Annotated in this window: 22 protein-coding genes and 1 tRNA gene; 15 read left to right on the plus strand and 8 right to left on the minus strand. The window is 59.5% G+C overall.

What is annotated here, in order from left to right:
• The first annotated feature begins 16 nt into the window (after nt 1–16).
• The gene (locus K328_RS0104165; protein ID WP_028464892.1) at nt 17–454 is read left to right on the plus strand and encodes a type II toxin-antitoxin system RatA family toxin; all 438 of its coding nucleotides are present in this window, start codon (nt 17–19) and stop codon (nt 452–454) included.
• Nucleotides 455–561: 107 nt separating this feature from the next.
• Here K328_RS0104165 and K328_RS0104170 read toward each other — a convergent pair whose 3' ends face one another.
• Nucleotides 562–1,491 (minus strand): LysR substrate-binding domain-containing protein, encoded by a 930-nt coding sequence (locus K328_RS0104170; protein WP_084608086.1) that lies wholly within the window; start codon nt 1,489–1,491, stop codon nt 562–564.
• Between the two features lie 94 nt (nt 1,492–1,585).
• On the opposite strand from K328_RS0104170, the gene K328_RS22515 reads away from it, so the two are divergent.
• A complete protein-coding gene (locus K328_RS22515) occupies nt 1,586–2,746 on the plus strand; it encodes a trans-sulfuration enzyme family protein (protein WP_036553130.1) in 1,161 nt (386 codons plus the stop codon).
• On the opposite strand, the gene K328_RS0104180 is transcribed toward K328_RS22515, so the two are convergent.
• Genes K328_RS0104180 through K328_RS0104190 form a run of 3 tightly spaced genes read right to left on the minus strand, consistent with a single transcriptional unit; the run spans nt 2,743 to nt 4,902 of the window.
• Nucleotides 2,743–3,243 (minus strand): CinA family protein, encoded by a 501-nt coding sequence (locus tag K328_RS0104180; protein ID WP_028464894.1) that lies wholly within the window; start codon nt 3,241–3,243, stop codon nt 2,743–2,745. The genes K328_RS22515 and K328_RS0104180 overlap by 4 nt on opposite strands.
• A gap of 13 nt (nt 3,244–3,256) precedes the next feature.
• Nucleotides 3,257–3,733, minus strand: a complete 477-nt coding sequence (locus K328_RS22520) for a phosphatidylglycerophosphatase A family protein (protein ID WP_036553132.1) — start codon at nt 3,731–3,733, stop codon at nt 3,257–3,259.
• Nucleotides 3,730–4,902: a bifunctional 2-C-methyl-D-erythritol 4-phosphate cytidylyltransferase/2-C-methyl-D-erythritol 2,4-cyclodiphosphate synthase gene (locus K328_RS0104190; RefSeq protein WP_028464895.1), complete on the minus strand. Its 1,173-nt coding sequence runs from the start codon at nt 4,900–4,902 to the stop codon at nt 3,730–3,732. The genes K328_RS22520 and K328_RS0104190 overlap by 4 nt, the downstream gene beginning before the upstream one ends.
• Before the next feature lie 62 nt (nt 4,903–4,964).
• On the opposite strand from K328_RS0104190, the gene K328_RS0104195 reads away from it, so the two are divergent.
• The 11 genes from K328_RS0104195 (at nt 4,965) to K328_RS0104245 (ending at nt 17,930) form a co-directional block, all read left to right on the plus strand.
• Entirely contained in the window at nt 4,965–5,759 is a 795-nt protein-coding gene (locus tag K328_RS0104195; RefSeq protein WP_051284451.1) for a cytochrome C assembly family protein, read from the plus strand.
• Between the two features lie 107 nt (nt 5,760–5,866).
• Nucleotides 5,867–6,862, plus strand: a complete 996-nt coding sequence (gene dusB / locus K328_RS0104200) for a tRNA dihydrouridine synthase DusB (protein WP_028464897.1) — start codon at nt 5,867–5,869, stop codon at nt 6,860–6,862.
• A complete protein-coding gene (locus K328_RS22525) occupies nt 6,859–7,989 on the plus strand; it encodes a two-component system sensor histidine kinase NtrB (protein ID WP_036553133.1) in 1,131 nt (376 codons plus the stop codon). Before dusB ends, K328_RS22525 begins: the two co-directional genes overlap by 4 nt.
• Before the next feature lie 2 nt (nt 7,990–7,991).
• Nucleotides 7,992–9,434: a nitrogen regulation protein NR(I) gene (ntrC, locus tag K328_RS0104210; RefSeq protein ID WP_028464898.1), complete on the plus strand. Its 1,443-nt coding sequence runs from the start codon at nt 7,992–7,994 to the stop codon at nt 9,432–9,434.
• Nucleotides 9,435–9,533: 99 nt separating this feature from the next.
• Complete coding sequence (locus K328_RS22530; protein WP_084608087.1) at nt 9,534–11,858, plus strand: sensor histidine kinase NtrY-like; 2,325 nt, start codon at nt 9,534–9,536, stop codon at nt 11,856–11,858.
• Entirely contained in the window at nt 11,848–13,242 is a 1,395-nt protein-coding gene (ntrX, locus tag K328_RS0104220) for a nitrogen assimilation response regulator NtrX (protein ID WP_028464899.1), read from the plus strand. Before K328_RS22530 ends, ntrX begins: the two co-directional genes overlap by 11 nt.
• Before the next feature lie 27 nt (nt 13,243–13,269).
• Nucleotides 13,270–14,646, plus strand: a complete 1,377-nt coding sequence (trkA, locus tag K328_RS0104225; protein WP_028464900.1) for a Trk system potassium transporter TrkA — start codon at nt 13,270–13,272, stop codon at nt 14,644–14,646.
• A gap of 18 nt (nt 14,647–14,664) precedes the next feature.
• Nucleotides 14,665–15,309, plus strand: coding sequence for an HAD family hydrolase (locus K328_RS0104230; protein ID WP_036553134.1), 645 nt, complete (start codon nt 14,665–14,667; stop codon nt 15,307–15,309).
• A 115-nt stretch (nt 15,310–15,424) separates the two neighbouring features.
• A complete protein-coding gene (hfq, locus tag K328_RS0104235) occupies nt 15,425–15,679 on the plus strand; it encodes an RNA chaperone Hfq (protein ID WP_028464902.1) in 255 nt (84 codons plus the stop codon).
• Nucleotides 15,680–15,700: 21 nt separating this feature from the next.
• Nucleotides 15,701–16,999, plus strand: a complete 1,299-nt coding sequence (gene hflX / locus K328_RS0104240; RefSeq protein ID WP_028464903.1) for a GTPase HflX — start codon at nt 15,701–15,703, stop codon at nt 16,997–16,999.
• A 106-nt stretch (nt 17,000–17,105) separates the two neighbouring features.
• A complete protein-coding gene (locus tag K328_RS0104245) occupies nt 17,106–17,930 on the plus strand; it encodes an inositol monophosphatase family protein (RefSeq protein ID WP_028464904.1) in 825 nt (274 codons plus the stop codon).
• Between the two features lie 13 nt (nt 17,931–17,943).
• Here the strand turns inward: K328_RS0104245 and argC are convergent, their stop codons facing one another.
• Both argC and mazG read right to left on the minus strand, forming a co-directional pair.
• A complete protein-coding gene (gene argC / locus K328_RS0104250; protein ID WP_028464905.1) occupies nt 17,944–18,909 on the minus strand; it encodes an N-acetyl-gamma-glutamyl-phosphate reductase in 966 nt (321 codons plus the stop codon).
• Between the two features lie 192 nt (nt 18,910–19,101).
• On the minus strand, nt 19,102–19,938 hold the full coding sequence (mazG, locus tag K328_RS0104255) for a nucleoside triphosphate pyrophosphohydrolase (RefSeq protein ID WP_036553423.1): 837 nt from the start codon (nt 19,936–19,938) through the stop codon (nt 19,102–19,104).
• A 245-nt stretch (nt 19,939–20,183) separates the two neighbouring features.
• Between mazG and K328_RS0104260 the strand changes: the two genes are divergently transcribed.
• Nucleotides 20,184–20,720, plus strand: a complete 537-nt coding sequence (locus tag K328_RS0104260) for a hypothetical protein (protein ID WP_156901166.1) — start codon at nt 20,184–20,186, stop codon at nt 20,718–20,720.
• Between the two features lie 52 nt (nt 20,721–20,772).
• On the opposite strand, the gene K328_RS0104265 is transcribed toward K328_RS0104260, so the two are convergent.
• Both K328_RS0104265 and K328_RS0104270 read right to left on the minus strand, forming a co-directional pair.
• Nucleotides 20,773–20,857: transfer RNA gene (locus K328_RS0104265), tRNA-Leu, on the minus strand.
• Between the two features lie 86 nt (nt 20,858–20,943).
• Complete coding sequence (locus tag K328_RS0104270; protein WP_028464908.1) at nt 20,944–21,885, minus strand: branched-chain amino acid transaminase; 942 nt, start codon at nt 21,883–21,885, stop codon at nt 20,944–20,946.
• Nucleotides 21,886–22,091: 206 nt separating this feature from the next.
• Between K328_RS0104270 and K328_RS0104275 the strand changes: the two genes are divergently transcribed.
• A complete protein-coding gene (locus K328_RS0104275; protein WP_028464909.1) occupies nt 22,092–23,324 on the plus strand; it encodes an MFS transporter in 1,233 nt (410 codons plus the stop codon).
• Nucleotides 23,325–23,334: the final 10 nt, after the last annotated feature.

Genomic DNA, 23,334 nt, shown 5'->3' on the forward strand with positions numbered 1-23,334 from the left:
TGATATAAGCCCATCGATGCCTACCCATGCAGAACAGCGGGTTGTTCCTTTTACCCCGGAGCAACTGTATGACCTCATCGCCGACATTCAGCGTTACCCGGAATTTCTTCCGTGGTGCGTTGGTGCGCGGATACGCAAGCGCGACGGCAGCCGGATCGTCGCGGATCTGGTGATCGGCTACAAGCTGATCCGGGAGCGTTTCACCTCGACGGTGACCCTCAGTCCTGAGCAGAACCGGATCGATGTCGAATATACCGACGGTCCGTTCAAGTATCTCAACAACCACTGGGTCTTCGAACCGCATCCCGAAGGCTGCATGATCGACTTTTATGTGGATTTCGAATTCCGCTCGAAAATGCTGCAGAAGATCATCGAGGTTTTCTTCAACGAAGCTGTCCGCCGGATGGTGGGGGCGTTCGAAGCCCGGGCGCACGAGTTGTATGGGCCTAAGTGAGGGTGAGTATGCAGGCGGCTGAAACAATTAATTAAACTAAAATAATAGTTACTTAACTGAAAAGCGGGTTTCTCATTTCGCTCCCGTTACGATCACTTGCTGCGCGATCAGTTATCGTCATCAAGTGCGCTGTTCTCACTGGTCGCGAGAATCTCTTCCCTGAAGGCGTCAATACAGTCCCGGACGATCTGTGACGGCGGAACGGCTGGAGGCCGCACAAGCAGGGTTCGGAATTCCAGCGATGGTAAGAAGGGCCGCAAGGCAACGCCTTTGCCCAGAAACGGCTCGGCACAGATCGGGTTGATGAAGCCGATCCCCATGCCCGCCTGAACCATGGCGCAGATCGTATTGGCAAAAGGCGTTTCAAGCACGGTCTTGACCCGGCTTCCGGCATTGTCCAGTACCCGCTCCAGATCCTGACGCGTCGTATCCTCAGGCGACAATGCGATGAAGTCCTGGTCGTTAAGATCTCGCGGCTCAAGGCGGGCCTTGCGGCACAGGGGGTGGCTATCCGGCAGTGCGATGGCACCGCGAAACGTGGAGAGAGTCTGTGCTTCAACGCCGGAAACGTCGATTTCGTCAGCAGCGAGCCCCAGGTCGAACTGACCGGCGGCCACGAGTTCCTTCACGGTCGAGGACATGTGCGTCTGCAGTGTGATCGATACGTCCGGATGGCGTTTGCGAAACCGGACCAGCGCGCGGGGCACTATATTCGTGCTGAGGGCCGAAAGGGTCGCAATGCGGATTTCGCCGGAGCCGAAATCACGGATACGGGCGGCAGCGCTTCTCAAGCGGGAGAGGGCGGCGAAGGATTCCTCTACCTCGCGGAAATAGAAATGGGCTTCCGCCGTAGGCACCAGACGCCGCCGGGTCCGGTGAAAAAGCGCGAAGCCGAGCTGCCGTTCCAGCTCCTGGATCGCCTTGCTGATACCGGGCTGTGAGATATGCAGCACCTCGGCGGCGCGTTGGGTCGTTCCGTTGACCATGACAGCGTGAAAGATCTCCACCTGCCTTAAATTCAAAGGATTTTTAAGCATTACATAACCAAAGTATATTAACTCGCCTTAAATATGTATTTTTTTGATAGATAGACTCCGTCTACCGTCTGGTTAGCGGCAGATGGAGTTTCCGATGAAATACCAGACAAGATGCGTTGTGACACCCGAGGTCAACGAGGCCGGGTACCGATCCTTGGCCCCAGCGGTCCATCGTGCCTCGACAATCGTTTTCAAGGACGCGGCTGACTATGCGGCGCGTAGCGAGCGTGGCCCGGATGGGTATTCCTACGGGCTCTATGGCACTCCGACCACGCGGCAGCTTGAGGCGAAGCTGAACGGGCTTGCCGGGGCGGCGAGAACGCTTCTGGTGCCGTCGGGTCAGGCTGCGAACGCGGTTGCGGCGATGGCCCTCTTGTCGGCGGGCGATCATGTGTTGATCGCGGATACCTCCTATCCCGCCATGCGCTCTCTCGCGGATGTGGATATGAAACGGTCGGGGATCGAGCCTGAATATTTCGATCCAACCTCGCTTGACGATTTGGCCGGGCGTATCCGGCCTGAAACGCGGTTGGTCTGGTGCGAGTCGCCCGGCTCCACGACGCTGGAGGTACAGGATCTTCCGGCGATTGCCGAGATAGCTCACAAAGCCGGGGCATTGGTTGGGTGCGACAATACCTGGGCAACGTCATTGGGCTGCAAGCCGATCGCTCTCGGCGTGGATATCGTGACTGAGGCGCTGACGAAATATGCGTCGGGCCATTCGGATCTGCTGATGGGGGCGATGTCCTTCGCCAGCGATGAGGTCGCGCTGGATGTGCGGGACTACATGGGGCGCATTGGGATTGGTGTCTCGCCGGATGATGCGGCTCTGGTCATGCGCGGCATGGAAACCATGGCATTGCGTTTCAATCATGCAGCCGAAGGTGCGAAGCGGCTCATCGAGCGCCTGCAAGATCATTCGGCCGTTGCTGATATCCTCTGGCCGCCGCTGGAAAGCAGCCCGGGACACGCCCTCTGGCGGCGGGATTTCACAGGCGCGGCCGGTGTGTTCACCGTGATTTTGGCCGATGGCGCATCGGATAAGCTGGATGACGCGCTCGGAGCAATGACGACCTTCGCCATCGGCGCGTCTTGGGGCGGAACGCGCAGCTTGGTCGCACCGATGTCCATCGGGCACAGCCGCAGCGTCGGAAAACTCACCGGAGAGGACCTGTTCCTGCGCTTCAGCGTCGGTCTGGAAGCTCCGGAAGATCTGGATGCCGATATCGAGGTATTCCTGTCGGTATTGGCCTAGCTGGCCGCTTCCGCACGCGCCAGCACCATCTTGAGGGCATGCAGCACCGTCTGATGCCGGACGGCGCCCCTGTCACCCTCGAAGATCCGATGTTCTGCAACGATGCTATCGGGGGTCGCGACGCCGAAATGCACGAGTCCGACAGGCTTTTCAGCGGACCCGCCACCGGGGCCGGCAACGCCGGTAACGGCGACGGTCACTGTTGCTTCCGAATTGGCAAGAGCCCCCAATGCCATGGCGCGAGCGGTCTGTTCCGAAACGGCGCCATGCGCCGCCAAGGTTTCGGCAGGAACGCCCAGCATTTGCATTTTGGCTTCGTTCGAATAGGTGACGAAGCCCCTGTCCACGACATCGGACGATCCGGCAATCTCGGTCAGCGCACCGACGATCAGGCCGCCTGTACAGCTTTCCGCGGTCGCCGCTTTCCAGCCGAGAGTCCGGCAGCGTTCCAGAACCGATGTCGACAGGTTGCAGATCTCTTCGTCGAAATTATCCATATGCGGGCCCCGATCAGAGGAAATGCTGGGCGGCGAGAACGACCAGTGCCGCGTAAATCCCGGCGAACAGGTCGTCCAACATGATACCGGGCGAGCCAGTCAGATTCTTGTCAGCCCAGCCGGCGGGAAAGGGTTTCGTGATGTCGAGGATTCGAAAGGCGGCGAATCCGATGGCGAAGCTGACCGGATCGAGAGCGGCTGGCAGCAGTGCGATCCATTGCCCGGCCACTTCGTCGATAACGACGGAACCGGGATCTTCATACCCAAGGGACTCGGCATAGCGACCGGCAGACCAGAATCCGACGAGTGTCACGACGACGGACGCCGCCAGCAGTAGTTGCCAGCCGCCGAGCCAGAGGAAGAGCCAGGCGAAGGGAAGGGCCGCGAGGGAGCCCCAGGTACCCGGCGCGAAAGGCGCATGCCCGCTCCAGAAGAAAGTCGCTGCAAGCCGTACCGGGTGAAACAGGGGGAGCGGCCGAGCCAAGGTCATTGGTCGATCTCCGCCGGCAGCAGCACCGTTGCCGCGGCCTGCGCGGCTATACCTTCGCCACGCCCGGTAAAGCCGAGTTTTTCCGATGTGGTCGCTTTGACGCTGATCCTGTTTTCCGGCAGCTCCACGATTTCTGCGATCCTTCGGCGCATGGCCGGACGATGCGGGCCGATTTTGGGCTGCTCGCAGATCAGGGTGACGTCGATATGGGTGATGCGTCCGCCCTTTTTCAGCACGAGATCGCGGGCATGCATGAGGAACTGGTCTGAGGCCGCGCCTTTCCATTGCGGATCGCTCGGCGGGAAATGGCTGCCTATATCGCCATCAGCAATGGCGCCGAGTAGGGCGTCTGTGATGGCGTGCAGACCGACATCGGCGTCGGAATGGCCGATCAGCGTGCGGTCATGTGCGATTGAGATGCCGCAGAGTGTGATGGCATCGCCGGGTCCGAGCCGGTGAACGTCGAACCCCGTGCCAACGCGCGGCTCCATCTGTGACGCCATCATGCTTTCGGCCCGCATCAGGTCGGCCTCCGTGGTGATCTTGAAAAGGGATTCGGCGCCTTCGACAAGACGCACTTCCAGGCCGCGCGCTTCAAGGAGCGCGGCGTCATCCGTCGTATGGGATGACGCTGCCTCGTGGGCATGGAGCAGGGGCTGGTAATGGAAACCCTGCGGTGTCTGCGCACGGAAGAGGGTGCTTCGGTCCAACGTGCCAGTAATCGGCGCATCGAGCCCCGCCGCCTGTTTCAGTGTGTCAGGCACGGGCAGGGCCGGGATGGCGCCGGGCGCCTGCACTAGTGCTTCCAGAACCCTGTCTATCACGGCAGTCTGAACGAATGGCCGAGCGGCATCGTGGATAAGCACCAGGTCCGGTGCCTCATCGGTCAACGCGCGGAGACCGTTCAAGACAGATTGGCTGCGCTCTGCTCCACCCTCGACCGGCGGCGGAAGGTCAAATCCTGCCACGGCTTGTTCGTAGAGATCACGATGATTCGGGTCGATAACCATGCGGATGGTTCCGATCGCCGGATGCGCGCGGAAGCGCAGCACTGCATGGCGTAGGACAGGCATTCCGCCGACCTTCAGGTACTGCTTGGGAGTTTCGCTGCCGAGCCGGGTACCACGCCCAGCGGCGACGATCAGGAGAGCGGTCTTTGACCGGGGCACAAATCACCTCAATTTGCTCTGGCACTTCGGAGCGCCGCGCATGATATAGTGAGGTTATGCCAATGTCTTTGCTCTTGAATATGTCGGCCTTGCTGGCCCTGGTTCCGGTCGGTCTGTTCTCGCTTCGCTCGCCGCAGCGGACAGGCGGTCTTTTCTGGTGCCTGCTTTCCGTGGCTGCCGCCGGACCATTGCTATTCGTGGTCGTGTCTGTCGGCACGGCATGGCGCTCGGATCTTGCAATGGCGCTCTGGCTGGCTGTTTGCGCCAGCCTGCTGATTTATCTGCCGCTCTGCTGGCTCCGGCCGGAAGCGCGCGGGCTGACCGTTCTGCTGGTGCCGTATCTTTTCCTGCTGACGCTTATCGCGACAATCGCCGGTGCGGCGCCGCATGTCGTGCTGAACGAAGGGCTGCCGGGCACCTGGTTTTCTGCTCATATCGCCGTGGCATTGGCCACCTATGCCCTGCTGACGCTGGCGGCGATCACGGGACTGGCGATTTTTGTCAAGGAACGTGCTCTCAAGCTGAAGCGGAGCGCGTCGGGGATCGCGCCAGCCCTGCCTTCCGTTGCGGATTCCGAAAAGCTGCAAAGTCAGCTTCTAGGGGCTGCGGTGATCGTTCTGCTCTGCGGTCTGGCAACCGGGGCGGCGCTACAGAACTATCTCACAGGTCACGTGCTGGAGTTTGACCACAAGACTGTATTGTCGCTTGTTACACTCGCCATTCTGGCCGTTCTCTGGCTCGTAAACAGCCGGTTCGGCATGCGCGGCCGCACAGTGTCGCGTCTGGTGCTCATTGCCTATCTTCTGCTGACACTGGCCTATCCCGGCGTCAAGTTCGTGGCGGAAGTCTTGAGTTAATCAAAGCCGGTTCGAGCGTCATTTTATCGACATACAAAAAATACCATTTTGACAATTTTGCGTGCAGTTGCTTAATTCGTGGGCAATGAAGCACGGGTGCATAGTTTATGACCATCAAGATCGGCTCAACGGCTCTCGACAGCCCGGTGTTCCTCGCTCCCATGTCCGGGGTGACGGATAGGCCGTTCCGCCGCCTGGTGCGGGAATTCGGCTGTGGGCTGGTGGTTTCCGAGATGATTGCCAGCGCTGCCGTTCTGCGCGATGTGCGCGAGGAAATGTTCAAAATCCCGGATGACATGGATGCAGAGCGCCCGCTGGCGGTGCAGCTTGCGGGCTGGGATCCGGAGGTCATGGCGGAAGCGGCAAAAATCAATGTCGATCGCGGAGCCGAGATCATCGATATCAATATGGGATGCCCAGCAAAAAAGGTGGTCAACAAGCTCGCCGGCTCTGCGTTGATGCGTGACGAGACTCTGGCGGGCCAAATCATGGAGGCGGTCGTCAAGGCCGTGCCGGTTCCGGTAACACTGAAAATGCGCACGGGCTGGGATGACAGCGACCGGAACGCGCCGCGTCTTGCCCGGATTGCGGAAGAGGCCGGCATCCAACTTTTGACAGTCCACGGCCGGACCCGATGCCAGATGTATAACGGACATGCGGACTGGGGCTTTATCCGTGAGGTCAAGAGCGCGGTCTCTCTGCCCGTTGTGGCCAATGGCGATATCACGACGCTGGATGACGTCGATACATGCCTGGCTCAGTCGGGCGCGGATGGGGTGATGATCGGACGCGGTGCCTATGGCCAGCCTTGGTTCCCCGCCCAGGTGGCGGCACACATAGCCGGCCGACCGGTTCCGGCGGATCCTTCCTTTGTGGAACGCGGGCAGATAATGCGCCGCCATGTCGATGATATGTTGTCGCACTATGGTGCCGCGCTTGGCCTCAGGATGGCCCGGAAACATATCGGCTGGTATGCCAACGGCATTCCCGGATCGGCCGATTTCCGGAAGACAGTCAACAACACCATGGACCGTCAGGTCGTCGAGGATGCGATTTTGGGCTTCTTCCGTGACGGGGCCGAACAAGAACGGCGGGCAGCATGAGCATGACCGTTGAAACGGCTGCAATGTCGGCGTCTGTAACGCTTGATCCGGCCAGCGTACTGCACGCGGTCCCGACGCCGGTGATCGGTCTCGATGAGAGCGACCGCATCGTCTATGTGAACATGGCGGCCGAGCATTTCCTGCAGGGCAGCGCCTCGGTTCTGCAAGGCACGAAGCTTTCGGATCTGATGCCATTCGACAGCCCGGTTTTCAGCATGATCGGTCAGTCCCGGCGGCAATCCTCGGTTCTGTTCGACTACGACCTGATCCTCGAAGGCCCACGTATAGGCTCGCACATCGTCAGCGTGCAGGTCTCCCCGGTAACCGACCGGGCTGGGGCTGTCATCGTGTCACTGCAGATGCGCTCCATCGCCAATCAGCTCTATCGGCAGTTCAATTTCAAGGGTGCGGCCCGTTCCGTGACGGCCATGGCAGCGATGCTGGCGCATGAGGTGAAGAACCCGCTGTCCGGTATCAAGGGCGCCGCGCAGTTGTTGGAACAGAACGCGGTCGAGGCCGACCTGCCGTTGACCAAGCTGATTTGCGACGAGACGGACAGGATTTGCAGCCTGGTCGACCGTATGGAGGTGTTCTCTGACGACCGTCCGATCGAGCGCAGTCCGGTCAATATTCACGAAGTGCTGGATCACTGCCAGCGTATTGCGGAAACCGGCTTTGGCAGCCGGGTGAAGTACCATGAGCGGTATGATCCATCCTTGCCGCCGGTTCTGGGCAACCGGGATATCCTGGTTCAGATCTTCCTCAATCTGCTGAAGAATGCGTCGGAAGCCCTTGATGACATGGATGGGGACGGAGAAATTCATCTGTCGACCGCCTACCGCCATGGCATGCGGATTTCCGTGCCGGGCTCTTCGCAGAGGGTGAATCTTCCGCTTCAAGTGACGATCCGGGACAATGGACCCGGCATTCCCGAGGATATGAAGGCGACGATCTTCGATCCTTTCGTGACATCAAAACGCAACGGGTCCGGGCTCGGACTTGCCTTCGTGGCCAAGGCGGTCGCGGATCATGGCGGCGTGATCGAGGTAGATTCTGTGCCGAGGCGCACTGAGTTCAGAATCTCGCTTCCTATCGCCGATATTTCACAGGCCTCTATACGGGCATGACAATGGACAATGCTTCTATCCTGATCGCCGATGATGATCAGGCGATCCGTACTGTATTGACCCAGGCCCTGACCCGGATTGGCATGGATGTTCGCTCGACGGGCAATGCGGCCACGCTATGGCAGTGGGTCGAGCGTGGAGAAGGGGATCTGGTGATCACCGATGTGGTAATGCCGGACGAGAATGGTCTCGATCTTCTGACCCGCATCCGCAAGGTTCGCCCGGATTTGCGTGTGATCGTCATGAGCGCCCAGAACACCTTGCTGACCGCGGTCAAGGCGAGCGAGCGCGGGGCGTTTGAATATCTGCCGAAACCCTTCGATCTGGCCGAACTGGTGCAGGTCGTGCGCAAGGCATTGATGGCGCGCTCAGAGAGTCGCGTGCCGAAGCAGGCGGAGATTTCCGAAGAGGAGTTGCCACTGATCGGCCGTTCCTCGGCCATGCAGGAAATTTACCGGGTTCTGGCCCGCTTGATGGCAACGGACCTGACTGTAATGATCGCCGGCGAGTCGGGAACCGGCAAGGAGCTGGTCGCTCGCGCGCTGCATGATTACGGCAAGCGCCGTGACGGTCCGTTCGTTGCCGTAAACATGGCGGCGATCCCGCGGGAGCTGATAGAAAGCGAGCTGTTCGGGCACGAGAAGGGCGCCTTTACCGGTGCGACTGCCCGGTCCAGCGGCCGTTTTGAGCAGGCTCGTGGCGGGACTCTTTTCCTGGATGAAATCGGCGATATGCCGATCGAGGCGCAGACCCGACTGTTGCGCGTTCTGCAAGAGGGTGAATACACCAGCGTTGGCGGTCGCTCGGCAATCCAGGTGGATGTCCGCATCGTGGCCGCTACGCACCGTGATTTGCGGCAGCTCATCCGTCAGGGCATGTTCCGCGAGGATCTGTTTTACAGACTTAACGTTGTTCCCATCCGCCTGCCCCCGCTGCGTGAGCGCAAGGAAGATATTCCCGATCTCGTCCGGCATTTCCTGGCGCTGGCCCAGAAGGAAGGGCTGCCGGAAAAAAGCATCGACGGCGCCGCCATGCAGCGCCTGACGGCCTATAACTGGCCGGGTAACATTCGCGAGCTGGAAAATCTGGTGAAGCGTCTGGTCGCCCTCTATTCGGAAGAGGTGATTGGCTCTGCGGCCATTGAAGAAGAACTGCTGGACAGTCCTGCGGCTGCGGACGAGGAAGCCTCCGACAAAAGCGAGAATCTTTCCGATGCGGTCGAACGACACTTGCGGGCCTATTTCGCAGCTCATGGCGACAATTTGCCGCCGGCCGGTCTGCACGACCGTATCCTGCGGGAGGTTGAACGCCCTCTGATCATGCTGTCTCTCGATGCGACCAAGGGAAATCAGCTGAAAGCCGCCTCAATGCTTGGTCTCAACCGCAATACTCTGCGAAAGAAGATCCGGGACCTTGGAATACCCGTTGTCCGCGGTGCGCGTTAAAGTCCAGCGCGCGGGTTAAGGAGAGCTGATCGGAAGCGTGCGTGCGAAGGCCGGTTAGGCTAGAAGTAATTTCGCGATCTGTCCTTTATTAGGTGAGACATGCCGGCGGAAGCAGGTACAGACGCCCATTCTTCAGATGTGGTCCCGCCGCAATCTGAAAACCGACTCGGAAGCTATACGCGACGGTTCCGTATCTGGGCCCAGAGGGTCGGGTTCGAGCGCAAGGCTGCCTATGTTCTGGCGGCGCTCGCCATCATGGCCGGGCTGGGAACATATGCGGCTTTTACCCGTGCCGGGCCCGCCGGGCCGGACCCTGATGTTGTCCTGGGAATCCTGTACCTCGATTTTTCCCTGCTTCTATTGCTCGGCGTTCTTGTCGCCTACCGGTTGGCGCGTCTCTGGGTAGAGCGTCGTCGGGGGCTCGCGGGATCGCGGTTGCATGTTCGCCTCGTGGCCATGTTCTCCGTGCTGACCGTAGCCCCGACGATCCTGGTTTCGGTTTTCTCCCTGGTGATGTTCGATTTCGGTATCCGCTCCTGGTTCAGCGAGCGTGTCTCGACGGCTGTCACGGGCTCTGTCGCCGTAGCGGAGCGCTATCTGGAGGAACACCGGCAGGTGATCCGCGGCGATGTTCTGGCGATGGCGAACGATATCAATCGGGAAGCGCCGTTTCTGGTCAACAATTCGGCTCGCTTCTCCCAGGTTCTGCGAGCGCAGGCTGCTCTTCGTAATCTGACGGAAGCGGTTGCCTTTGACAGCACGGGAAGGGTCCTTGCCCGGACGAACCTCGCGCTTTCGTTCGATTATGAACCGCTTCCAGAAGAGGCGATGACCAAGGCCAGGCTCGGCGATGTGGTCGTTCTGACCACCGATGCGGATGATCGGATTCGCGCTTTTGTCCGGCTCGACAGGTTCGTGGACGCCTATCTGTTTGTTGGCCGTTTCGTGGATTCTGAGATCCTCACCTATATCGAGCGGACGAAGGAAGCCGTCGAGCAATTTACCGAACTGGAGGGGCGCCGGCTGGATATCCAGGTTTCCTTCATCATGATCTTCGCCATGGTGGCTCTGCTGCTGTTGCTGGCCGCAGTCTGGATCGGCCTCAATCTTGCCACCTGGTTGGTGCAGCCAATCAGTGACCTGATCGGCGCCGCCGAGCGGATCAGTTCAGGCGATCTGACTGCCCGGGTGACCGGGCCGGTCGAAGCCGACGAAATGGGACTTCTCGCCAGGGCCTTTAACCGAATGACACGGCAGCTGGAAATGCAGCGCAGTGAGCTGATGAGTGCGAACCGTCAGGTTGATGCGCGGCGCCGGTTCACCGAGGCCGTACTTGGCGGCGTGTCCGCTGGTGTGATTGGCCTCGACGCGGATGCCCGGATCAATTTGCCGAATAAGTCGGCAGCGAGTCTGCTTGGCGTGACGATCGAATCCCTCGTCGGACGGATGCTGTCCGAACAGATCCCGGAAATGACCGAACTGCTGGAGCAGGCTCGGCACAACCCCTATCGGCAATCGGAAAAGCAGATCGAGCTAGACAGGGAAGCTGGCAAGATCACGCTTTTGGCGCGGATCAAGGCGGAGATCGCGGACGGCCGAGTCTCGGGTTACGTTCTGACTTTCGATGATATTTCAGCGCTTCTGTCGGCGCAGCGGATGGCTGCCTGGGCGGATGTCGCGCGCCGGATAGCGCACGAAATCAAAAATCCGCTGACCCCGATTCAGCTATCTGCGGAACGCCTTAAACGTAAATATTTGAATCAGATAAGCGACGATCCTGAGACTTTTGTTGAATGTACAAGCACGATCGTTCGACAAGTTGGCGATATCGGACGCATGGTCGATGAATTCTCGGCCTTTGCGCGGATGCCCGCCCCGGTGATGCGGAAAGAAAACCTGATCCAGCTGATTCGCGAACAAGTGGTTCTTCAGAAATCGGCGCAGTCCGGCATCGCATTTGATTTCGACGGAGATCAGGAAGCGGTTGAGCTGGAATGCGATCAGCGGCAGATCAGACAGGTTCTGACGAACTTGTTGCAGAACGCGATTGACGCAATCGATGCAGTCAATCCGGTCGGAGCCGACGGGAAGCGGCCATCGGGGCAGCGGATCTCTGTTGCAATAACCCATGAGGATCGACGGATTGTCATAGATGTTGAGGATACTGGGCGAGGGCTCCCGGAGGTAGACCGTGACCGTCTTACGGAGCCCTATATTACCACCCGGGAAAAAGGCACAGGGCTTGGACTGGCAATTGTGAAGAGAATCATGGAAGATCATGGAGGCTCGATTTTACTTATGGATCGCGAAGGCGGGGGGACAAGGGTCCGTCTGGTCTTCGGATCGAACATCGAGGTACCTCTGGATGAGGCGACATCGGACTCGCACGAAAATGACTCTGGGCTGAGCCGTCATGGCGTATGATATTCTCATCGTAGATGATGAGGCCGATATCCGGTCTCTGCTCGCCGGCATCCTTGAGGATGAAGGCTACGACACGCGACAGGCGCGCAATAGCGACGAGGCTCTGGAAGCTGTCGATACCCGCCGCCCTGACCTCGTTATTCTCGATATCTGGCTGGAGAACAGCACGCTTGACGGTCTCCGGATTCTGGAGCGGTTGAGCGCGGAACATCCGGATGTCCCGGTGATCATGATCAGTGGTCACGGCACCATCGAGACTGCGGTTTCTGCAATCAAGATCGGTGCCTACGATTTCATCGAAAAACCTTTCGAGACCGAGCGTCTCTTGCTGCAGGTCGGCAGGGGGCTGGAGGCGGTGCAGCTCCGGCGTGAGAACGCGGAGCTCCGGGCCCGGTCCGATACGGATGACAGGCTGGTTGGGGAGTCCGCGGGGGTTGCCCAGGTAGCGCAGGCCGTGGAGAAGGTGGCTCCGACGAACAGCCGGGTGCTGATCACCGGACCGGCGGGTGTCGGCAAGGAAGTCGTCGCCCGCATGATCCATACGAATTCGACCCGTGCGAACGGACCGTTTACGGTGCTGAACTGCGCGACACTAAGCCCGGAACGGCTTGAGATAGAGCTTTTCGGAGCGGAACGTCGGGACGGTGACGCAGATGATACGGGCCGCACTGTGGGCATGCTGGAGCAGGCCCACAAAGGCACGCTATTCCTTGACGAAGTAGCGGACATGCCGAAAGAGACCCAGGGCAAGATTGTCCGGGTTCTGCAGGAGCAACGTTTCCGGCGCGTTGGTGGAGAGCGGGAGATTTCGGTCGATGTCCGGGTGGTCGCCTCGACCAACAGGGATCTCCAGCAAGAGATTTCGACAGGCCGTTTCCGTGAAGATCTTTATTACCGTCTTAATGTGGTGCCGATCGTTGTGCCGGCACTTTCCGAGCGCCGCGAAGATATCCCGCTGCTCTGCAATCATTTCATCGAGCGCTCCGCGCGCAGTTCCGGCATGTCGCACCGAATTCTTGGCGAAGATGCTATCGCCGCGCTGCAATCCTACGACTGGCCGGGCAATGTGCGTCAACTCCGCAACGTGATAGACTGGTTGCTGATTATGGCGCCGGGGGCGGCGAGTGAGCCGGTGAAGGCTGATATGCTGCCGCCGGAAATCGGGTCTTCCGCACCGATCAGCCTCAATTTCGACAAGGGGGTCGAAATCATGGGGATGCCACTGCGTGAGGCCCGCGAAATGTTTGAGCGGGAATATCTGCTGGCCCAAGTAAACCGGTTCGGAGGGAATATCTCCCGGACAGCCAGTTTTGTCGGTATGGAGCGATCTGCTCTGCATCGTAAATTGAAGTCGCTCGGCGTCAGCGCCGAACGCTCTGCGTAAACACCCTCTTCAGGACGGGATCACGGCATGAAAGTCGTCATCTGCGGGGCCGGCCAAGTCGGCACCAGCATCGCTCAGCACCTCGCGGGCGAGAATAATGACGTGACGGTCATCGACCAGGACGCTGCCCTGGTTCGAAAAATCACGGAAACCCTCGACGTACGTGGTGTGCACGGGTTGGCATCGCTGCCGTCCATTCTCGAGGGAGCGGGGACCCGGGACGCTGACATGCTGATCGCGGTCACCTATTCCGACGAGGTCAATATGGTGGCTTGCCAGATCGCGCACTCTCTTTTCAATGTGCCGTCACGGATCGCGCGGATACGCCAGCAGGACTATTTGCAGCCGATCTGGGCGGATCTGTTCAGCCGCGAGAACATGCCGATCGACCACATCATTTCGCCGGAGCGCGAGGTGGCGAAGGCAATCGGGCGGCGGCTTCAAGTGCCGGGTGCGTTCGATGTGCTGCCAATGGCCGATGGGATGGTCAGGGTCGTCGGCGTGCGGTGTGACGAGGAATGCCCGATCGTCAACACGCCGTTGCGCCAGCTCACCAGCCTGTTTTCCGATCTCAGTATTGTTGTTGTCGGCATTATCAGGGATGACCGGGGCATCGTGCCGAAACCGGACGATCACATGCTGCCAGGCGACGATGTATATTTCGTCTGCGATGTCGATCATCTGTCCCGCGCCATGGCAGCCTTCGGCCATGAAGAGGAAGAAGGCCGAAGCGTTATCATTGCCGGCGGAGGCAATATCGGCCTGATGCTCGCCGAAGAGATCGAATCCAAACATTCCGGCGTCAGCGTCAAGATCATCGAATATGATCGGGAGCGAGCCAAGCTCGTCGCGCAGACCCTGGAACATACCATGGTGCTGAACGGGGACGCGCTGGATACGGAAGTTCTCGAGGAGGCAAACGTCTCCAAGACGGAAACCTTCGTTGCCGTCTCCAACGACGATGAAGTGAACATCATCGGCTCTCTTTTGGCCAAGAGGGCCGGGGCGGACCGGACCGTGGCCCTTATCAACAAGGGCACCTACGCGTCGCTGATCTCGACCCTTGGTGTTGATGCTGTGGTGAACCCGCGGGCGATCACGGTCTCGACAATCTTGCAGCATGTCCGCCGCGGCAGAATTCGCGGTGTCTATTCCCTGCGCGCCGATTTCGGCGAGGTGATCGAAGCCGAGGCCTTGGAAACATCGTCGCTCGTCGGTCACCCTCTGCGCGATGCGAAGCTGCCGTCGGGTGTCATCATCGGAGCGATTTATCGCGAGGACACGGTGCTGGTACCGCGCGGTGATACGGTGATCCAAGCCAAGGACCGGGTGATCCTGTTCGCTACCTACGAGGTTGTTAAAAAGGTAGAGAAGCTGTTTGCCGTCCGGCTGGACTTCTTCTAGGCCCATGGCGTGACCGGCATGTTGAAACCAGGCGCGATCCTTTTCGATTGGGACAGCACGCTCGTCGATAACTGGCCGGGCGTGACGGTCGCCATGAATGCGGCGCTGACTGCGTTTGAGCTGAAAGCTTGGACGGAGGCGGAAATGCGTGCGCGAGCCAAGCGCTCGATGCGAGAGAATTTCCCTAAGATTTTCGGTCCCGATTGGGAAAAAGCCCGCGACATTTTTTATGCCACATTCGAGGAACGGCATCTTGAAGGACTGCGTGCGTTGCCTGGCGCGGAAGAACTGCTGATGGAGCTTCGGGCCCACTCGATTCTGCTCGGGGTGGTGAGTAACAAGAACGGGGATTTTCTCCGGGCTGAAGCGGAAAGCCTCGGCTGGGCGGAGTATTTTCATCGGATTGTTGGTGCCACGGATGCGCCGCAGGACAAGCCCGCCCGTGATCCGGTCGATCTTGTGCTCGCGGAATCGGGACATGAGCCGGGCGACGGGGTGTGGTTCGTCGGTGACTCACTGGTGGATTTGCAGTGCGGCCTGGCCAGTGGCTGTGTCCCTGTTCTTGTCGGGGACGACCCGATTTCCGAGGCGGATTTGCTAAAATGGCCTCCCGCATTTCATTTTGCTGATTGTCACGCAATGCGGCGGACGCTGACCGATTGAGTCACAGGGAAAAATAGTTATATAAAGGAGGTGCTCATTTCGCATTTGCGAGATGAGGGCGGTGCCCAGGCTTTTTTGGTACGCGCTGAAACGAAACGAACAAAAGGTCCGTGCAATGGCCAACGAAAAGAATCAAAACGTTCAGGAAGTGTTCCTTAACGCGATCCGGAAGAACAAGACTGCGGTTACGATTTTTCTCATCAACGGCGTGAAACTGCAGGGCATCGTCACGTGGTTTGACAATTTCTCCCTGCTTTTGCGACGTGATGCTCACTCGCAGTTGGTCTACAAGCACGCGATCTCGACCATCATGCCGTCTCAGCCTGTTCAGTTGTTTGAACCGTCGCGAGAAGAAGAAGAAGCCTCTTGATCCTGAAAGACCGGGGCGTGCATGGGGAATAGCACGCCGGACGCGAGCAGCGGTCGGGCTCTCGTCGTCCACCCTTTCGAAAAGCAGAGAGCGGGTGAGCCCGCAGCCATGCGAGACCCTGAGGGGCGTCTTGCTGAAGCTGTAGGGCTTACGGCTGCCATCGACCTCGACGTGGTGCATGCCGAGACCGTTTCGCTGTCCAGAGTCCGGCCCGCGACGTTCCTCGGCGGCGGGGCCGTGGAACGGTTGGCCGGGACGGTCAAGGGGCTGGAGGTCGATGTTGTTATCGTCGACGCTTCGCTTTCTCCGGTTCAGCAGCGTAACCTTGAAAAAGAGCTCGAATGTAAGGTCATTGACCGGACGGCTCTGATTCTCGAGATTTTCGGTGCAAGGGCTCGAACCCATGAAGGCCGTCTTCAGGTTGAGCTGGCGGCTCTGACCTTCCAGCGCAGCCGGCTGGTCCGATCCTGGACGCACCTTGAGCGCCAGCGCGGCGGCTTTGGCTTCGTCGGCGGGCCTGGCGAAAGTCAGCTCGAAATTGACAGACGCCTGATCCTCGATCGTATCTCCCGGATTCGAAATGAGCTGGAGGATGTGAAGCGGACGCGGGAACTGCATCGCGAATCACGGCGCAAGGTGCCGTATCCGATCGTCGCGCTTGTCGGCTATACCAACGCCGGAAAATCGACACTTTTCAATCGGCTGACCGAATCCGAAGTGTTTGCCAAGGATCTGCTCTTCGCCACGCTGGACCCGACCATGCGCCGGGTGGAGCTGCCGTCGGGGCGGACAATCATTCTCTCCGATACGGTCGGGTTTATTTCTGACCTGCCGACACATCTGGTCGCCGCTTTCCGCGCCACGCTGGAGGAAGTTCTCGAGGCGGATATTCTGCTGCATGTCCGGGATTTCTCTCACCCGGATAGCGATGCACAGAAGGATGATGTGCTGTCTGTCCTACGGGATCTGGGGCTTGATGAGCAGAAACTCGAAGACCAGATGATCGAGGTTCTCAACAAGATCGACCTGATGGACGATCCGGCCAGCATCGATATTACTACCGAAAAAGGCAGACGGATCGCCGTTTCCGCGCTTACAGGTGCTGGTTGCGAAAACGTTCTCGCCTTGCTTGACGAGATGCTCGGTGCGAATGACGTCACCCGGACCTTTGATCTGGATTTCGCCGATGGGGCCGCGCTTGCATGGCTATACGAGCACGGTCGGGTAATCGAGCGCGAGGATCGGGAAACCGATATTCATGTGAAGGTACTTCTGGCACCCGTGGACGCGGAACGTTTCGATGCAAGGTTCAGTGTCTAAACAGGATATGCTTTAAGTGTATATTGTCACTATGAGAAAGAGGTCTTCGGGGGTAACCCTGTAGACCTGTCCCGCATCATTCGGATGCACTATATCAAAGGATCGTATGATCAGTTTTCCAGATCCCGCTGCTGTCATCGACATTATGCGCGAAACGGCCGAAGCCGTTATTCTTCCTCGCTTCAAGTCCCTCGAATCTGGAGATATTCAGGAGAAGACCGGACCTGAAGATCTGGTGACCATCGCCGATATTGAGTCCGAGCGGCGGATGACGCCGATACTTCGGGATCTTCTGCCCGGCTCAAGCGTGGTCGGTGAAGAAGCGGTAGCAGCCGATACCGCGGTCCTGGATAACCTCACTGCGGACGCTCCGGCCTGGATTATAGACCCAGTGGATGGGACCAGGAACTTCACCAAGGGTAACTCCAAGTTTTGCGTCATGGTCGGCCTGGTGCACAAGCGTCAGCCGGTGCTGGGGTTTATCCTCGATCCGCTTGGTGAGCGTTGCGCTTTCGCCGTTCGCGGTGAGGGGGCTTGGATGTGTGGATATGACGGCAAGGAAGAGCGCCTTTCTGTTCTTGCTCCAAGCCCGACAAGCAAGATGCGTGGCGCCCTCAATTTCCGATTTCTGCCGTCGCCTCTGAAAGAGGAGATGAAGGAGCGGGCGAAAACCGAAGTGGGAGATCACTTCCGCTTTGGCTGTGCCGGTCACGAATATCTAAGTTTGCTGACCGGCGAGGCGCATTTTGCCATGCATCCGAAGAACATGCCGTGGGATCATGTGGCAGGCTCGCTCATGCACCAGGAAGCGGGCGGTTTTCACGCCCGCTTCAACAAGCGTCCCTATTATCCGGACCAGCTCGATGGTGGATTGCTGATGGCTCCTGACGAAGCGTCCTGGGACGACCTCAGGGAAAAGCTCTGGCCGTAACGGGAGGAGAGGCTCAGGCCGCGCGCCCGTAGGAAAGCCCGAGACCTTCTTCCAGACCCAGCATCAGGTTCATGTTCTGAACCGCCGCGCCCGAAGCTCCCTTGCCGAGATTGTCGAGCGTCGCCGCCAGCACGCATTGTCCGTTCTTCTCGTTTGCGAAAACGTAGAAGCGGATCGTGTTGGTATCGTTCTGCTCTTCCGGATCAAGGCGGGGAAGCGAGGCGGACTCGTCCAGCGGCGCGACTTCCGTGAAGAGATGCCCACTATAGTGATCGCTGAGACACTGATGGATGCGGGCCGCGCCGACGCCGCCCTTGAGAGCCCAGAGATGCAGCGGTACGTACACAGCCATCCCCTTGTAGTAGCGCCCAACGCTCGGCTGGAATATCGGAGCGTGCTCCAGCATCGAATATTGCTGCATTTCCGGCAGGTGCTTGTGCTGCAGGTTGAGCCCGTAGGCGAACACGTTAGCGGAAACATGATCCGCAGCGGCTGTGTCTTCCATGGACTGGATCAGCGCTTTGCCGCCGCCGGAATAGCCTGAGATGGCATTGACCGTGACCGGATAGTCGGCCGGCAGAAGGGAATTCTCCACCAGCGGACGGATCAGGCCGATGGCTCCGGTCGGATAGCAACCTGGATTGCTGACAAAGCGCGCATGGCGCACAGCCTCTTCCTGTCCGGCGCTCAGTTCGGGAAACCCGTAGACCCAGTCATTATCGACGCGGTGCGCAGTCGAGGCGTCAATGACCTTGGCATCCGGGTTTTCGATCAGAGACACAGCCTCAATGGCTGCCGCATCCGGCAGGCAGAGGATGGAGAGATCCGCTTCGTTCAGCGCACGGCGTCGGGCTTCGGTATCCTTGCGTTCTTCCGCGCCCAAGCTGATCAGGGAGACATCGTCCCGTCCCGTCAGTCGTTCGCGGATCTGCAGGCCTGTGGTCCCGGCTTCACCGTCGATGAAAATGCTTACCGCCATGGCGGATCTCCTCAATGCGTGGCCCAGTTGCCGCGCTTACGTCCGTAGAATATTGAAAGGCGTGAAGGCTTGGCAACCGGCATGATTTTAATCCGGTTGTTATTCACTTTCGTGAGGCGCGATGGGGGCTGGCGTATCGCTCCAGTGATGACCCTCGGCTTTCAACGGATCGTCATCCTCACTCGATACTGGTCACGTTTTGTCGAACCGTTTCGCGCGTTGCCAGAGTGCTTCTAGCTCGTCGAGTTCGGCCTGTTCCGGGAAGCGCCCTGTCTCTTCCTCAAGCATGGACTCAACGGCACGAAATCGAGTTTCGAATTTCCGGTTGCAGCGCCGGAGCGCGCTCTCCGGGTCAATGTCGAGTTTGCGTGCGAGATTGACGCACACGAATAGCAGATCGCCTATCTCGTCCTCGATCCTCTCCGGATCACGCTCTTTCGCATCGCCCTTAAGCTCGGCCCGGACTTCCGCGATCTCTTCTTCCAGCTTGTGGAAGACCTGATCCACCTCCGGCCAGTCGAACCCGACGCGGCCGGCGCGTTTCTGCAGTTTCACGGCGCGCATCAGGGCAGGGAAGGCTGATGATACACCGTCGAGGGCGCTCTGCCTGACGTCGCTTTCCGCCGCCTTGCGCGCCCGCTCCTGGGCTTTCTGAGCCTCCCAGTTCAGGGTCTGTGTTTCGGCATCGGCAACATTGTCCGGACCGAAAACATGCGGGTGCCGCCGGATCATCTTTTCCGTAATGGCGTGGGCCACGCTGTCGAAGTCGAAATGCCCGGCCTCTTGGCCAATCTGGGTGTGATACATGACCTGAAGCAGAAGATCGCCGAGCTCTTCCTCCAGATGAGGCATGTCTCCCTCGGTGATCGCGTCGGCCACCTCATAGGCTTCCTCGATCGTGTAGGGTGCTATCGTCTCGAAACTCTGTTCGATATCCCAGGGACACCCGCCATCCGGATCGCGCAGGCTTGCCATGACTTGCCGGAGCCGCTCAATCGGCGGCAGGTTGGGTGACGGAATCTGTTTCATCGCTGATTTCTTGATCTGTGCTGTCATGATGGCGACACAGTACAGGGCGGTTTTGCGAGGACAAAGTTGGAATCGGCTTTCGGATGGTGCTCCGGAGGGCTGGCGATCATGCCCGGGACGAATGCGCGATGGCATGAAGCATGAGCGGCCTTATCCTGGACGATTCTTCGAAACAATTCTGGGAGACGAAACGCTCTATGCGCCGGATGAATATAGCTTATTGCCTGAATCTCAGGCCCGCTCTGATGAGACTCGCTCTCGCAGGCCTGTTTATGTTCTGGCCGGCCGTCCTGACGGTCCAGGCGCAGAACGAGCCTGAATTCGGGTTCTTACCGCGTCAGATCCAGGGGAGCTGGGAGATCGAGGAAGTCGATTTTTCCGGCATCAGCGCTGTCGGCCCCGAGGAGGCGGACCGCTTTGTCGGTCGCCGTATCGAGATCGCCAATTCCCATCTCGATATCTTCGGCTATCGGTGCCGGATAGACCGCTATGAGGCGGAGTTGATAGACAACAGAACAGGCCATTTCGGTGAGCGCTGGCTGTTTTCCAATGACCTAAAGGCCACAGGCCTTCGCAAAGCGCCGGATTTCTACCCTGATCGGCTGCAGGTGGAGCTGAGTTGTGCCGAGGACAATCGGCCGGTCATTGCCGAGGAAGATTCGGTCTTCTTTTGCATCGCCGGCGACCGGCTGGACGGCAAAGGCTTTGATTATTTCGGCGGCGATATTCTGGTAACGAGTTGCGATGGGCCGCGTTACATCCTGCGGCGTGTCGCCAATTGAGGCAACGAGCCGGAACCGTTTCCGGATTGCAGGAGTCCATCTCGACAAATGCTGGTGGCCCCGGAGGGACTCGAACCCTCACGTCCTAAGACTCGCGATTTTAAGTCGCGTGCGTCTACCAGTTCCGCCACGGGGCCAGCGGGCATCAGGTCGCGGGCACTGACTTACAGGAAGTGTTCCGCCGCGCCAAGGCGTTCCGGGCGCGGCGGCGAGGTGAGGGCGATTACTCCGCCGCCTTGGAGGCGCGCTCGGCGTAGACCGGAAGCCGCCATTCAGGATGGCTTTCAGTCTTGCCTTCGCAGACATCGAAATAGGTCTGCTGCAGCCCCTTGGTGATCGGGCCGATGGCGCCGCTGCCCACGGGCAGGCGGTCGATCGAAAGAATCGGGGTTACTTCCCAAGCGGTGCCGCAGAAGAAGGCCTCGTCGGCGGCCGCAATTTCGCTGCGGTCGACGTCCCGCTCGACGGTCTCGTAGCCGGCCTCGCGGGCGAGTTGCAGGGCGGTCTCGCGGGTAATGCTTTCCAGGACGTCGCTGGAGGTATGCGGGGTGATGACCTGGTTACCCCGGACCATGAAGAAGCACATGCCGGGGCCTTCGGAGACCTTGCCGCGGCTGTTCAGGAAGAGCGCGGTATCGTAGCCGTCGACCGTCGCCTGCACGGTGGCAAGCCGGCCGTTATTGTAGTTGGCGTTGCACTTCACCCGCATCGGCATGGCGTTGTCGGGCACCCTCATCCAGGAGCTGACCTGCACGTTTACGCCGTTCAGCACGTTGGCCGAACGGGGCCGCTCCAGCGCGGTGATAGCGAGGCCAACGGGCCCGCAGGCCCCCGGGCCGCCCATGCCGGCGACATAGCAGGAGGTCATGATGTGCAGGTTGGTGCCCTTGAAGTCGTTGGCCCGGATCAGCTCCAGCGTTTTCTCGGCAACCAGATCAGCCGGGATGGCGTCTTCGAACCGCATGAAGCGCTGGGAGAAGTCCAACCGGTCCATATGTTCGGCCATGCGGAACAGATAGAAATCCTCGTGCTCCGCGTTCCAGTAGGCGCGCAGGCCCTCGAAGACCGTGGTGCCGAATTTGAAAGCCGCCGAGGCGACATGCACGGTGGCGTTTTCCCAGGCCACGATTTCACCGTCGATGACAGCATATTTCGGCGTCGACATAGCCGGTTCCTTCCATCTTGAACTTGAGGCGGGAAGCGGGTCTGCCAAGAGGCGCCGCACGCCTATTGGTAGTCAGCCCCCGTGAATTGTTCTGGTGACAATCCGGCGTTTGTTGTTGTAATCGGCCGGTGCCATATTTCGAGCCTAGAGCGTTGTTCGGGCTGTCACAAGCGCCCACGGCTCCTCCGATAAAAGGGAATAGGCGAATGTCAGCTGCCAGCGAAAGCCAGGATTACAATATGCGGCTTGCCTATATCGCGCTGCTCTGCGGCGGGATCATCGGCGCGCTTTCCTTCGGCATCCGTTCCGGATTCGGTGTGTTCCTGCCGCCGATTACGGCGGAGCTTGGCGTTGGCCGTGAGGTCTTTGCCTTTTCGCTGGCGTTACAGAACCTGATCTGGGGGGCGACCCAGCCTTTCGCGGGGGCCATTGCGGATCGTTACGGTCCGTTCCGGGCGATCTGCGGCGGTGCTATCGTCTATGCGGCCGGCACGGTGCTGATTGCCTTTTCCGCGACGCCGTCGATGCTGCATCTGAGTGCCGGCATGCTGGTCGGCGCCGGTCTCGCGGGTACTTCCTTCGGTATTATTCTGGGCGCGGTCGGTCAGCTCTTCCCGCCGGAGCGGCGGTCCTGGGCGCTCGGGGTCACCGGTGCATCCGGTTCGCTCGGGCAGTTTTTGCTGGTGCCGGTCGCGGGCAGTCTTGTTGCCAGCTTCGGCTGGCAGGACGCGGCGTTGTTCATGGGGCTTGGCTCGTTGGTGATGGTGCCGCTGGCCATTGCTTTCTGGCCGCTGAGGGGCACCAAGGCGAACCCGCTTCCGTCCGGTCAGAGCCTTGGTCAGGCGCTGCAGGAGGCGTTCGGCTATAAAAGTTTCTGGCTGCTGACGAGCGGGTTCTTTGTCTGCGGTTTTCAGGTCGCTTTTATTGCGGTGCACCTGCCAGCCTATGTGACTGATCTCGGACTGCCCGTCACGGTCGGTGCCGGTGCGCTGGCGCTGGTCGGGTTGTTCAATGTGATCGGGTCCTACAGCGCCGGTGTTCTGGGCGGCAAGTTCTCGAAGAAGTACCTCTTGAACCTGCTCTATCTCGGCCGGGCCGTGGTGATCGCGTTCCTGTTGCTGGTGCCGCCAAGCGAGCTGGTAATTTACGTCTTCGCCTCAGCAATGGGACTGCTTTGGCTGAGCACCGTGCCGCTGACCTCCGGACTGGTCGGCCAGATCTTCGGCATGCGCTATATGAGCATGCTGTTCGGCATCGTCTTCTTCAGCCACCAGATCGGCTCGTTCCTTGGGGTCTGGCTGGGAGGCATCGTATTCGACACCACCGGGTCCTACGATTTGATCTGGTATGTGTCGATTGGCCTCGCACTCTTTGCCGGTTTCATCCACTGGCCTATCCGCGAAGAAGCCATTGAGCGGGCGCCGGCTCCGGCGGAGTAGAGACGATTCC

It is taken from the genome of Nisaea denitrificans DSM 18348, from assembly GCF_000426505.1.
GTDB lineage: Bacteria > Pseudomonadota > Alphaproteobacteria > Thalassobaculales > Thalassobaculaceae > Nisaea > Nisaea denitrificans.

Coding starts and splice junctions, on each gene's coding strand:
- K328_RS0104165 (WP_028464892.1), top strand. CDS start 17: ATGCCTACCCATGCAGAACAGCGGGTTGTTCCTTTTACCCCGGAGCAA.
- K328_RS0104170 (WP_084608086.1), bottom strand. CDS start 1,491: ATGCTTAAAAATCCTTTGAATTTAAGGCAGGTGGAGATCTTTCACGCT.
- K328_RS22515 (WP_036553130.1), top strand. CDS start 1,586: ATGAAATACCAGACAAGATGCGTTGTGACACCCGAGGTCAACGAGGCC.
- K328_RS0104180 (WP_028464894.1), bottom strand. CDS start 3,243: ATGGATAATTTCGACGAAGAGATCTGCAACCTGTCGACATCGGTTCTG.
- K328_RS22520 (WP_036553132.1), bottom strand. CDS start 3,733: ATGACCTTGGCTCGGCCGCTCCCCCTGTTTCACCCGGTACGGCTTGCA.
- K328_RS0104195 (WP_051284451.1), top strand. CDS start 4,965: ATGTCTTTGCTCTTGAATATGTCGGCCTTGCTGGCCCTGGTTCCGGTC.
- dusB (WP_028464897.1), top strand. CDS start 5,867: ATGACCATCAAGATCGGCTCAACGGCTCTCGACAGCCCGGTGTTCCTC.
- K328_RS22525 (WP_036553133.1), top strand. CDS start 6,859: ATGAGCATGACCGTTGAAACGGCTGCAATGTCGGCGTCTGTAACGCTT.
- ntrC (WP_028464898.1), top strand. CDS start 7,992: ATGGACAATGCTTCTATCCTGATCGCCGATGATGATCAGGCGATCCGT.
- K328_RS22530 (WP_084608087.1), top strand. CDS start 9,534: ATGCCGGCGGAAGCAGGTACAGACGCCCATTCTTCAGATGTGGTCCCG.
- ntrX (WP_028464899.1), top strand. CDS start 11,848: ATGGCGTATGATATTCTCATCGTAGATGATGAGGCCGATATCCGGTCT.
- trkA (WP_028464900.1), top strand. CDS start 13,270: ATGAAAGTCGTCATCTGCGGGGCCGGCCAAGTCGGCACCAGCATCGCT.
- K328_RS0104230 (WP_036553134.1), top strand. CDS start 14,665: ATGTTGAAACCAGGCGCGATCCTTTTCGATTGGGACAGCACGCTCGTC.
- hfq (WP_028464902.1), top strand. CDS start 15,425: ATGGCCAACGAAAAGAATCAAAACGTTCAGGAAGTGTTCCTTAACGCG.
- hflX (WP_028464903.1), top strand. CDS start 15,701: ATGGGGAATAGCACGCCGGACGCGAGCAGCGGTCGGGCTCTCGTCGTC.
- K328_RS0104245 (WP_028464904.1), top strand. CDS start 17,106: ATGATCAGTTTTCCAGATCCCGCTGCTGTCATCGACATTATGCGCGAA.
- argC (WP_028464905.1), bottom strand. CDS start 18,909: ATGGCGGTAAGCATTTTCATCGACGGTGAAGCCGGGACCACAGGCCTG.
- mazG (WP_036553423.1), bottom strand. CDS start 19,938: ATGAAACAGATTCCGTCACCCAACCTGCCGCCGATTGAGCGGCTCCGG.
- K328_RS0104260 (WP_156901166.1), top strand. CDS start 20,184: ATGAGACTCGCTCTCGCAGGCCTGTTTATGTTCTGGCCGGCCGTCCTG.
- K328_RS0104270 (WP_028464908.1), bottom strand. CDS start 21,885: ATGTCGACGCCGAAATATGCTGTCATCGACGGTGAAATCGTGGCCTGG.
- K328_RS0104275 (WP_028464909.1), top strand. CDS start 22,092: ATGTCAGCTGCCAGCGAAAGCCAGGATTACAATATGCGGCTTGCCTAT.